The organism is Micromonospora sp. DH13 (assembly GCF_020873825.1).
Classification (GTDB): Bacteria; Actinomycetota; Actinomycetes; order Mycobacteriales; family Micromonosporaceae; genus Micromonospora; species Micromonospora haikouensis.
Window position 1 is genome coordinate 1 of the sequence record NZ_JAHWGR010000070.1, and the last position, 11347, is coordinate 11347.

Consider the following 11347-nt stretch of genomic DNA (forward strand, 5'->3'; position numbering starts at 1 on the left):
GGTTGGCGGAGGTTGTCGTACCAGTAGTGGTTGTTGAGGGTGGGTGTGGTGTGGGGGTGGGTGGTGGAGTGGAAGGGGATGGTGGGGTTGGTGGAGGAGATGTCGTTGAGGGTGGTGAGGAGGTGGTGGCGGAGTTGGTCGATGTGGGGGCTGTGGGAGGCGTATCCGATGGGGATGGGGCGGGCTTGGATGCCTTGTTGTTGGTAGTGGGTGATGAGGGTGTGGAGGGTTTCGAGGTCGCCGGTGATGACGGTGTTGTGGGGGCTGTTGTGGGCGGCGATGTGGAGGGTGGGGTGGTGTTGGAGGTGGGTGGTGACGGTGTCGGGGGGTAGGGGGATGGCGGCCATGCCGCCGGTGCCGGTGAGGGTGTGGGCGGTGAGGCCGCGGTGGGTGATGATTTTGGCGGCGTCGTTGAGGGTGAGGGCGCCGGCGATGTGGGCGGCGGCGATTTCGCCTTGGGAGTGGCCGATGACGGCGTGGGGGTGGATGCCGTGGTGTTGCCAGGTGCGGGCGAGGGCGACGGTGATGGCGAAGATGGCGGGTTGGACGACGTCGACGCGGTCGAGGTCGGGTGCGTCGGGTTTTTGGTGGAGGACGTCGAGGAGTGACCAGCCGGTGTGGGGTTGGAGTGCGGTGTCGCAGGCTTGTAGGTGGTGGGCGAAGGTGGGGTTGGTGGTGTAGAGGTCGAGGCCCATGCGGGGGTATTGGGTGCCGTGACCCGGAAACACGAAAACCGTCTTCCCGGTGATCTCGGTCCCCTCGACCAGGCGGCGGTGGGAATCGCCGGCGGACAGGGCGGTGAGGGCCTCGGTGAGCTCCTCCCGGGTGTCGCCGACCACGGCGGCGCGGTGCGGCAGGGCGGCGCGGGTGGTCAACGCCGCCGCGACGTCCGCCGCGCTCAACTCCGGGTGGGCGGTGAGGTGGTGCAGCAGCTGTCGGGCGTGCTGGCGTAGCGCCGTGGGGGTCTTCGCGGACAGGGTCCACGTCAGCGGGCCGGACCGGTCGGCGGGCGCGCCCTGTTCCGGCTCGGCGACCGGGGGTGCCTGTTCGAGGATGACGTGGGCGTTGGTGCCGCTGATGCCGAAGGAGGAGACGGCGGCACGGCGGGGCCGCCCGTGGTCGGGCCATTCCTGGGTGTCGGTGAGGAGCTGGATGTTGCCGGTGGTCCAGTCGACGTGGGGGGTGGGGGCGTCGACGTGGAGGGTCTTCGGCAGGACCCCGTGCTGGATGGCCTGGATCATTTTGATGATGCCGGCGGCTCCGGCGGCGGCTTGGGTGTGGCCGATGTTGGATTTGATGCTGCCGAGCCAGAGGGGTTGGTCGCGGTCCTGGCCGTAGGTGGCCAGCAGCGCCTCGGCCTCGATCGGGTCGCCCAGTTTCGTGCCGGTGCCGTGCGCCTCGACCGCGTCGACGTCGGCGGGGGCGAGGCCGGCGGTGGCCAGCGCCTGCCGGATCAGACGGCGTTGTGCCGGGGCACTGGGTGCGGTGAGGCCGTTGGAGGCCCCGTCGGAGTTGACGGCGGAGCCGCGGACGACGGCGAGGATGCGGTGGCCGTTGCGTTGGGCGTCGGAGAGCCGTTCGACCAGCAGCAGTCCCACGCCCTCGCTCCACGCGACACCGTCGGCGCTCGCCGCGAAAGACTTCGACCGCCCGTCGGAGGCGAGGCCGCGCTGGCGGCTGAACTCCACGAACGACGCGGGGGTGGCCATCACGGTGACGCCGCCGGCCAGGGCGAGGTCGCACTCGCCGTTGCGCAGGGCCTGGACGGCCAGGTGCAACGCCACCAGCGACGACGAGCACGCCGTGTCCACGGTCAGCGCCGGTCCGGCCAGGTCCAGCGCGTAGGCCACCCGGCCGGACGCCACACTCGTCTGGTTCCCGGACAGCAGGAAACCCTCGTACCCGTCGGGCGAGGCCTGCATGAGGCGGTTGCCGTAGTCGTCGTACATGACGCCGGTGAAGACGCCGGTGTGGGTGCCGCGCAGGGTGGTGGGGTCGATGCCGGCGTGTTCGAGGGTTTCCCAGGTGGTTTCGAGGAGGAGGCGTTGTTGGGGGTCGGTGGCGAGGGCTTCGCGGGGGCTCATGCCGAAGAAGTCGGGGTCGAAGTCGGCGGCGTCGTGGAGGAAGCCGCCGTGGCGGGTGTAGCTGGTGCCGGGGTGGTCGGGGTCGGGGTGGTAGAGGGTGTCGAGGTTCCAGCCGCGGTCGGTGGGGAACTCGCTGATGGCGTCGGTGCCGTTGAGGACGAGTTGCCACAGGTCGTGGGGGGAGCGGATGCCGCCGGGGTAGCGGCAGCCCATTCCCACGATCGCCACCGGCTCGTCGCTGTCGACCCGGACCGCCTTCACCTCGTCGACGTGCTGCGTCCCGGTGAGCCGTTCGGCGAGATACCGGGCCAGCGCGGTCACCGTCGGATGCTCGAACACCACCGTGGCCGGCAGCGGCATCCCGACGGCGGCGCTCATCCGGTTGCGCAGCTCCACCGTGGTCAGGGAGTCCAGCCCCTGTTCCCGCAGGGCCCGGTCCGGCTCGATCGTGTGTGCCCCGTCGTGCCCGAGGACCTCCGCCGCCTTCACCCGGACCAGGGCGGTCAGCGTCTCCTCCCGCTCCTGCGGGGACAGGCCGGCGAGTTGCCGGGCCAGCACGGCCGACGCGGGAGCGGCGGCACGGGTGCCGGACGCACCCACCCGGGGCAGGAGCCGGCGGAACAGCGCCGGGACCGCTGCGTGCTCGTGTTCCGCGCGTACCGAGGCGAGGTCGAGCTTGGCCGGGACCACGACGGCCCGGTCGGTGGCCAGCGCGGCGTCCAGCAGGGCGAGCGCCTCGCCGCTCGTCATGGCCGCCACGCCGTTGCGACGCAGGCGCGCCCGGTCGGCCTCGGAGAGCCCGCCGGCCATGCCGTCCGCGTCGCCCCACAGACCCCAGGCGAGGGACACGGCGGGCAGGCCGGCGGCGCGCCGGTGCCCGGCCAGGGCGTCCAGGAAGGCGTTCGCCGCCGCGTAGTTCGCCTGCCCCGCCCCGCCCACCGTGGCGATCACCGACGAGAACAGCACGAACGCGGCGAGCGGCAGGTCGCGGGTCAGTTCGTGCAGGTGCCACGCGCTGTCGGCCTTGGACCTCAGCACCGTGTCGATCCGCTCGGGGGTCAGGGAGACCACGGCGCCGTCGTCGAGGGCACCGGCGAGGTGCACGACCGCGCGGAGCGGCCGGTCCGCCGGCACGGCCGCGAGGACGCCCGCCAGCGACGCCCGGTCGGCCGCGTCGGCGGCGGCGAACGTCACCTCCGCCCCGAGGGCGCGCAGCTCGGCCTCCAGCGCCTCCGCGCCCGGGGACGCGCCGCCGCGCCGGCTGAGCAGAAGGAGGTGGCGCACCCCGTGGACGCCGACGAGGTGCCGGGCGACCAGGCCACCGAGCCCGCCGGTGCCGCCGGTGAGGAGGACCGTGCCGCCGGTGGCGGGACCACCGTCGAGCCCGGGGGCCGTGCCGTCGAGCCCGGGGACCGGCGGGGCGGCCTCCGCAGCGACCGGGACCAGCCGCGGCCGGCGCACCTCGCCCGCGCGTACGGCCAGCTGCGGTTCGCCGCTGGTGGCCGCGGCGGCGATCGACCGCGCGGACGTCTCGTCGTCGTCCAGGTCGAGCAGGACCAGCCGGTCGGGATGTTCGGTCTGCGCCGACCGCAACAGTCCCCACACCGTCGCCGACGCCGGTGACGGATCGTCCGCGGCGCCCACGGCCATCGCCCGCCGGGTGAGGACGACCAGCCGCGCACCCGTGAGGTGCTCGTCGGCGAGCCAGTCCTGCACGAGGGCGAGGGCCCGCCCGGCGAACAGGTGCGCCGAGGCGTCCGGGGCGCCGTCGTCGCCCTCGCCGACGGCGTCGGCCACCGGGTCCACGAGAACCAGGTCCGGCCGCGGGTCACCGCCGTCCACCGCCGTGGACAAGGCGGTCAGATCGGGGTACGCCGCGGCGGTCACGCCACCGGCGCGGGCCACGCCGAGGGCCGCGTCGCCGAGCACCGCCCACCGGGCGCTCTCCGGGACGCCCGTCGGGAGGGGCTCCCAGTCGACCCGGTACAGGTGCCGCATCTGCCGCGCCGGCAGCAGCCGGTCGGTGGCCACGGGCCGCAGCGTCAGCGAGCCCGTGGCGAGGACCAGCGTGCCGGTGTCGTCGGTGACCGTGAGGTCGACGCCGCCGGAGGCGGCCGGGACGAGCCGCACCCGTACCCGCACCCGTTCGGCGACGCCCGCATCGCCGGGGAGCCCGGTGACCGTGAACCCGGTCCACCCGAACGGCAGCAGGATCCGCCCGTCGTCCTCGCCGAGCAGCCCGGTCGCCACGAGCGGGTGCAGCGCGGCGTCGAGCAGCGCGGGGTGAAAGACGAAGCGGCTGCCCTCGGCGAGCAGCTCCGCCGGGACCGCCACCTCGGCGAAGAGGTCGTCGCCGGCCCGCCAGGCCGCCTGGACCTGCCGGAACGACGGACCGTACTGGTAGCCGTGCTCGTCGAGGGCGTCGTACAGCGCCGCGACGTCGAGTGCGGTCGCCCGCCGCGGCGGCCACGCGGCGGTGGCCGGCGCGGGCCCCTGATCCGGAGCCGCCGCCGAGAGGAAGCCGCTGGCGTGGCGGGTCCAGCCGGTCTCGTCGCCGCGGCTGAACAGCCGCAGCGGCCGGCGCCCCGACGCGTCGGCGGCGTCCACGACGATCTGGAGCTGGACCTCGCCGTCCTCGGGCACGGGCAGCGGCGACTCCAGGGTGAGCTCCTCGGCGGACGCGCAGCCCAGCTCGCGCCCGGCGCGCACGGCCAGCTCCAGCAACGCCGTGCCGGGCAGCAGCACGGTGCCCTGTATCGCGTGGTCACCCAGCCACGGGTGGGCGGCCCGGGACAGCGTGCCGGAGAGCACGTGCCCGTCGCCGACGGCGAGCTCGGTGACGGTGCCGAGGAACGGGTGCCCGAGCGTGTCCGCCCCGCGCCGCCCGGACTCGATCCAGTACCGCTGCCGGCGGAACGACGAGGTCGGCAGGTCGACGGGTCGCGCCGGCCGGCCGGCGAAGGCGGCGGACCAGTCCACCGGCACCCCGTGGACGTGGACGCGGCCGAGGGACGACGCGAAGCGGGCCCAGCCGCCGTCGTCGCGGCGCAGCGACTCCGCCACGACGGCGTGCCCGGCACCCTCGGCCTCCAGGGTCTGCTCCACCGCGGTGGTCAGCACCGGGTGCGGGCTCACCTCGATGAACGTCCCGAACCCCTCGGCCACCAGCTCCCGGATCGTCGGCTCGAACTCGACCCGGTTGCGCATGTTGTCGTACCAGTACTCGGCGTCGGTCCGGAAAGGCCCGCCCCGGACACCCTCCACGGTGGAGCGGAACGGGATCCGCGGCTCGTGCGGCGTGACCGGCGCGAGCACCTCGGCCAGCTCGTCGCGCAGCGGGTCCACGTGCGCCGAGTGCGACGCGTAGTCGATCGGCACCCGCCGCGCCCACACCCCGGTCGCGGCGCACTCCGCGAGCAGCTCGCCGAGGGCGTCGAGGTCCCCGGCGACGATCGTGGAGACGGGGCTGTTCAGCGCGGCGACCGACAGCCGGCCGGGCCAGCGTCCGATCAGCTCGTCCACGTCGGATCGGGACCGGGCCACCGACACCAGGCCGCCCGTGTGCGCCACCGACAGCAGCGCCCTGCCGCGCAGGGCCACCACCCGGGCGGCGTCCGGCAGGGTCAGCGCACCGGCGACGTACGCCGCGGCGATCTCGCCCTGGGAGTGGCCCATGACGGCGTCCGGCTCCACCCCCATCGACCGCCACAGCGCCGCGAGCGCGGCCACCACCGCGAACGTCGCGCACTGCACCACGTCGGAGCGGTCCAGCCGGGGCGCTCCCTCGCGGCCGGACAGCACGTCGCGCAGGGACCAGTCCAGGTACGGCTGGAGCGCGTCGGCGCAGGCGAGCAGCTCCTCCCGGAACACCGTCGAGGTCCGCATCAGCTCGGCGGCCATCCCGGCCCACTGCGAGCCCTGCCCGGGGAAGACGAACACGATCTTCCCCCGCTCCCGCGCCGTGCCCACCTGGACGTGGGCGGCCGGTTCGCCCTGCGCCAGCGCGTCGAGGCCGGCGCGCAGGGCGGCACGGTCGACGCCGGAGACGACGGCGCGGCGGGCGAACGCGGGGCGGGTGGTGGCCAGCGCCCGGCCCACGTCGCCGATCAGGTCGTCGGACACGGTGTCGAGGAACCGGCTGAGGCGGTCGGCCTGGGCCCGTAGCCCCTGCTCGTCGTGGCCGGAGACCAGCCAGGGCAGGCCGACCGGCTGGTCGTCGCCCGGCCCGGCCGGCTCCGCAGGGTCGGGGGCCTGTTCGAGCACCAGGTGCGCGTTGGTGCCGCTGATGCCGAACGACGACACCGCCGCCCGCCGCACGGTGGCGCGTGGCCAGGGCCGCTCCTCGGTGAGCAGCCGCACCGTGCCGGCGGACCAGTCGACCTGGCGGGTGGGCCGGTCCACGTGCAGTGTGCGGGGCAGCGACTCGTGCCGCAGCGCCAGCACCATCTTGATCAGGCCGCCGACACCGGCCGCGGCCTGGGCGTGCCCGATGTTCGACTTGAGCGAGCCCAGCCACAGCGGCGCGTCGTCGGGTCGGCCCTGGCCGTAGGTGTCGAGGATCGCCTGCGCCTCGATCGGGTCGCCGAGCCTCGTGCCGGTGCCGTGCGCCTCCACGACGTCCACGTCGACCGGCCGCAGGCCCGCGTCGGCGAGCGCCTGGCGGATCACCTGCTGCTGCGAGGCGCCGTTGGGCGCGGTCAGCCCGTTGCTCGTCCCGTCGGAGTTGACGGCGGAGCCGCGGACGAGCGCGAGCACCCGGTGGCCGTTGCGGCGCGCGTCCGACAGCCGTTCGAGCACCACCATGCCGGCGCCCTCCGACCAGGCGGTGCCGTCCGCCGCGTCGGCGAACGCCCGGCACCTGCCGGTCGGCGACAGCCCCTGCTGGCGGCTGAACTCGACGAAGATGCCGGGCGCGGACATCACCGTCACCCCGCCGGCGATCGCCAGCCCGCACTCGCCCCCGCGCAGGGCGCGCGCGGCGAGGTGCAGTGCCACCAACGACGACGAGCAGGCGGTGTCCACCGTCAGCGTGGGGCCCTGCAGGCCGAGCGTGTACGCGATGCGGCCGGACGCGACACTCGCCGTCGTGCCGGTGAGCAGGAATCCCTCCAGCTCCCCGGCGCCCTCGGCCAGGCGCGGGCCGTACTCCTGGGACATGGCGCCGACGAACACGCCGGTCCGGCTGTTGCGCAGTGACAGCGGGTCGATGCCCGCCCGCTCCAGCGCCTCCCAGGACACCTCCAGCAGCACCCGCTGCTGCGGATCCATCGCCTGTGCCTCGCGGGGGCTGATGCCGAAGAAGGCCGGGTCGAACAGGTCCGCGTCGAGCAGGAAGCCACCACGGCGCACCGAGGACGTGCCGCTGGCCGCCTCCGGGTCGAACAGCGTGTCGAGGTCCCACCCGCGGTTGTCCGGGAAGTCGGAGATCGCGTCCGTGCCGGTCTCCACCAGCCGCCACAGGTGCTCCGGGGACCGCACCCCGCCGGGGAAGCGGCAGGCCATGCCGACGATCGCGATCGGGTCGTCGGTGGCGTCGTCGGCCCGGGTGTCCGCTGCCGCCGTCGCGGCCGATGCGGACGACGCGGCGAGCCGGTCGCACAGGTGCTCGGCGAGGGCCTCCGGGGTCGGGTGGCTGAACAGCGCCGCCACCGGGAGCGTCAGCCCGGTCGAGGCGACCACCCGGTCGCGCAGCTCCACCATGAGCGGGGAGTCGAAGCCCAGATCCTTGAACGGCCTGCTCACGTCGAGGTCCGCCACGCTGGAGTGGCCGAGGACGACGGCGACGTCGGCGCGTACCCGCTCCAGGACCGCGCGCCGGCGCGCGGCCGGCGGGACGGAGTCCGGCACGCCGGCCGCGGCCGGTGACGCCGGGGGCTCTGCGGTCTGCGGGCCGGCGGCCTCGGGCCCGGGGAGCTGCCGCTGCGGCGTCCCGGACGCCAGCCAGTGGCGGCTCCGCTGGAACCGGTAGGTCGGCAGTGGCACGCGGCGCGGCTGCTGGTCAGCGAAGATCGGCGCCCAGTCGACGCTCCCGCCGTCGGCGTGCACGGCGGCGAGGTTCGCGAGGAAGGACGACCAGCCGGGTCGGTTGCGGTGGAGTGTGGGGATGGTGGTGGCTTTGGTGGTGGTGGTGTCGATGGTGTGTTGGATGGGTGTGGTGAGGATGGGGTGGGGGCTGGTTTCGATGTAGTGGGTGTGTCCGGTGTGGAGGAGGTGGGTGATGGTGGTGTGGAGTTGGACTGGTTGGCGGAGGTTGTCGTACCAGTAGTGGTTGTTGAGGGTGGGTGTGGTGTGGGGGTGGGTGGTGGAGTGGAAGGGGATGGTGGGGGTGGTGGGGGTGATGTCGTTGAGGGTGGTGAGGAGGTGGTGGCGGAGTTGGTCGATGTGGGGGCTGTGGGAGGCGTATCCGATGGGGATGGGGCGGGCTTGGATGCCTTGTTGTTGGTAGTGGGTGATGAGGGTGTGGAGGGTTTCGAGGTCGCCGGTGATGACGGTGTTGTGGGGGCTGTTGTGGGCGGCGATGTGGAGGGTGGGGTGGTGTTGGAGGTGGGTGGTGACGGTGTCGGGGGGTAGGGGGATGGCGGCCATGCCGCCGGTGCCGGTGAGGGTGTGGGCGGTGAGGCCGCGGTGGGTGATGATTTTGGCGGCGTCGTTGAGGGTGAGGGCGCCGGCGATGTGGGCGGCGGCGATTTCGCCTTGGGAGTGGCCGATGACGGCGTGGGGGTGGATGCCGTGGTGTTGCCAGGTGCGGGCGAGGGCGACGGTGATGGCGAAGATGGCGGGTTGGACGACGTCGACGCGGTCGAGGTCGGGTGCGTCGGGTTTTTGGTGGAGGACGTCGAGGAGTGACCAGCCGGTGTGGGGTTGGAGTGCGGTGTCGCAGGCTTGTAGGTGGTGGGCGAAGGTGGGGTTGGTGGTGTAGAGGTCGAGGCCCATGCGGGGGTATTGGGTGCCGTGACCCGGAAACACGAAAACCGTCTTGCCCCGCGCCGCGGCGACCCGGCCGGTGACCACCCCGGGCCCGCCTTCGCCCCCGGCGACCTTGGCCAGGCCGCGCAGCAGTCCCTCGCGGTCACTCGCGAGGACGACGGCGCGATCGGCGAACGCGGATCTCGTGGTGAGCAGCGACCAGCCGACGTCCACCGGGTCGAGGTCCGGCTGCTCCTCGACGCCGGCCAGCAGCGCCGCCGCCTGCGCGCGCAGTGCCGCCCCGCCCCGGCCGGACACCACCCAGGGCACGACCGGGGGAGCGGCCGGAACCGCCGGGGCGGCGCGGTCGGGGGCGGTCGGGGGCTCGGAGACCACCACGTGACAGTTCGTGCCGCCCATGCCGAACGAGTTGACCCCGGCGACGAGCGGCTCGTCGGCTCGCGGCCAGGGGCGCAGCGTCGTGTTGACCTCGAGGTTGAGGGCGGCGGTGTCGATGTCCGGGTTCGGCTCCGCGAAGTTCAGGCTCGCCGGGAGCAGCCGGTGCTTGACGCTGAGGGCGGCCTTGAGGAGACCGACGATGCCGGCGGCGCCCTCCAGGTGGCCGACGTTGGTCTTGGCGGAACCGACGAGCAGGGGCGAGCCGGCGCGGGCCGCGCCGAGAGCCGCCCCGACGGAGGCGGCCTCGACGGGGTCGCCGACCCTCGTCCCGGTGCCGTGCAGTTCGACGTACTGGACTGCGCCGGGCGTCAGGCCGGTGCGCTCGTGGGCCCGGAGCATCACCTCGCGCTGGGCGTCGACGCTGGGCACGGTGAGCCCGGCCGTGGCGCCGTCGTTGTTCACCGCGGTGCCGCGGACGAGGCAGTAGATCTCGTCGCCGTCGGCCAGCGCGGTCGACAGTCGCTTCAGGACGACGAATCCGCCGCCCTCGCCCCGCACGTAGCCGTTCGCGCGGGAGTCGAAGGTGTAGCAGCGGCCGTCCGGGGAGAGCGCGCCGAAGCGTTCCGTCTCCACGGCCGACGCCGTCGCCACGTTCAGGTTGACGCCCCCGGCCAGGGCGAGGGTGGACTCGCCGGACCGGATGCTCTCGGCCGCCAGGTGCACGGCCACCAGGGCCGACGCCTGCGCGGCGTCGACCGTGAGGCTCGGGCCGCGCAACCCCAGCGTGTACGAGATCCGGTTGGCGATGATGCCCCGCCGGGTGCCGGTCAGCGAGTGCTGGTCGACGGCGTCCGGGCCGCTGCGCTGCAGCAGGGCCGCGTAGTCGTCGCCGATGGCCCCGACGAAGACGCCCACCGGGCCGCCGGCCAGGCTCGCGGGGACGATCATCGCGTCTTCGAGCGCCTCCCACGCCAGCTCGAGCATCAGCCGCTGCTGCGGGTCCATCCCCGCGGCCTCGCGGGGTGAGATGCCGAAGAAGGCCGGGTCGAACCGGTCGACGTCGTCCAGGAAGCCGCCGTGCCGCAGGCCCGGGTTGTCCGCCCCGGCGTCCGGCCACCGGTCCGGCGGCGTGGCCGTGACGGCGCTGCGCCCCTCGGCCAGCAGCCGCCAGAACGCGGCCGGGTCCGGTGCCTGAGGCAGCCGGCAGGACAGTCCGACGACGGCTATCGCGTCGTCCGGCTCCGGGTGGCGCGCAGGGACGGTGGCGTGATCGTTCATCAGGTCCTGGTCGCTTTCCTCGCACGGCTGAAGGCGGTCGACTGAAACGGGAACCGGCCGCGCGGGACGACACACCGCCGCGGCACCGGAACAACCGTTCTCAGTCCTCCATGTAAATGGTGGCCTCACAGATCGTGGTGTGCTCGTCGGGCCGCTCGACGAATTTGAAGGTGCGCGTCCCCGTCTTTCCGGCGTAGCGCCCGCTGACGCCGATCGCCGGGAAACTGTTGACCACGAATTCGGTTCCGTTGGGGTCTTCCTGCCGCACCGTGCCGGTCCAGCTGATGGTGCCGTCGGCCAGTTTCTCGGTGGCCGTCATGAGCTGCATCAGGCTGCCGTCCGCCGGGTCGCCGTAGACCACCGCCATGCCTTCGGAGGTGGAGACGAGGTTGCCGTCGACGTCGTAGAGCTCCTCCGTGAAGGTGAGGTGGTGCCCCACCCCCGGACGGCTCTCCCGGTGCACATTCGTGTGGCAGACCTCTCTGAGCTTGTCGAGATACATGATTTCCGTCCCTGATTCCTCGAAACGCCGCGGTCCCGGCGGGCACCGTGGGCGCGGCCGGGAAAGGGGTCTTGCGGCCCCGGAAGAAATCATGGCCACCGGCTCTTAATTGAGCCTAATGCGCGCGTCGTTCTGGCGGTCGGCGACCGAAGCGCAACCGCGCACGAGCGGGCCGGAC

At 73.6% G+C, this 11347-nt stretch carries 2 protein-coding genes; both read right to left on the reverse strand.

Annotation, left to right across the window (positions count from 1 at the left end; genetic code table 11):
- The coding region (locus LPA42_RS32980) for a type I polyketide synthase (protein WP_228987122.1) at window positions 1-10667 on the reverse strand (10667 nt) is incomplete at its 3' end.
- 100 nt (window positions 10668-10767) lie between these two features.
- Window positions 10768-11169, reverse strand: coding sequence for a hypothetical protein (locus tag LPA42_RS32985; RefSeq protein WP_144082752.1), 402 nt, complete (start codon window positions 11167-11169; stop codon window positions 10768-10770).
- Window positions 11170-11347 lie beyond the last annotated feature (178 nt).

Coding starts and splice junctions, on each gene's coding strand:
- LPA42_RS32985 (WP_144082752.1), bottom strand. CDS start 11,169: ATGTATCTCGACAAGCTCAGAGAGGTCTGCCACACGAATGTGCACCGG.